Origin of the sequence: Streptomyces sp. HSW2009 (assembly GCF_040240285.1) — a bacterium.
In the GTDB taxonomy this organism is placed as follows: domain Bacteria; phylum Actinomycetota; class Actinomycetes; order Streptomycetales; family Streptomycetaceae; genus Streptomyces.
Genome location: NZ_JBEHZD010001080.1, coordinates 1 through 911, shown reverse-complemented (window position 1 = coordinate 911; position 911 = coordinate 1). Strand labels below are relative to the sequence as shown.

The following is a 911-nucleotide window of genomic DNA, read 5'->3' as shown; positions in this document are numbered from 1 at the left end:
CCCCGCCCCGGGCCCCCCCCCCGCGCCCCCGTGGGCGTGGGCCCCGGGGGGCGCGCGGGCCCGGGCCCGCCCCACCGCCGTACAACTGGCCGCCGACGGCTACGACATCGCGTTCTGCTACCGCAGCGGCAACGACGCGGCGGCCGAGACCGAGAAGCTCATCCGCGAGAAGGGCGCGCAGGTCTACCACGCGCCGTGCGACGTGTCCGACTACGAGGCGGTGCAGGCGTTCGTCAAGGACGCCAAGGCCGCCCTCGGCCCGGTCACCGTCCTCGTCAACTCCGCGGGCATCGTCCGGGACAACCCGATGGTGCTGATGCCGCCGGAGGACTGGCAGACGGTCATCGACACCAACCTGAACGGCACGTTCAACTTCTGCCGTTCGGTGGTCTTCGACTACATGAAGGCCAAGGCCGGCGTCATCGTCAACATGTCCTCGATCTCCGGGGTCTACGGCCACGCCACCCAGTCCAACTACTCGGCCTCCAAGGCCGGTATCCAGGGCATGAGCAAGTCGCTGGCCAAGGAGGTCGCCGGCTACGGCATCCGGGTCAACGTCGTGGCGCCCGGCTTCATCGAGACCGACATGACCGAGGCGCTGCCGGAGAAGATCCGCGCCCAGGCGCTGAAGTCCATCCCGATGAAGCGCTACGGCGGCGCCGACGAGGTCGCCGACCTGGTGTCCTTCCTGGTCTCCGACCGCGCCCGGTACATCACCGGCGAGGTCATCGAGATCGACGGCGGAGTGGGGGGGGGGGCCGCGCCCCCCCCGGGGGGGGGGGGGGGGGCCCGCGGTGGGGGGGGGGGGGGGGGGGGGGGGGGGGGTTTGTTTGGGGGGGGGGGGGGGGTGGGGGGTGGGGGGGGCGGGGGGGGCCGCCCGGGGGGGGGGGGGGGGGGGGGAGGGGGCGGCG

Annotated in this window: 1 protein-coding gene; it reads left to right on the top strand. The window is 74.1% G+C overall.

Annotated features, from left to right (window positions below; all coding sequences use genetic code 11):
- Positions 1 to 911 (top strand): 3-oxoacyl-ACP reductase FabG (gene fabG, locus AAHZ94_RS34645; protein WP_349997639.1); only part of this gene is annotated, 911 nt, incomplete at both ends.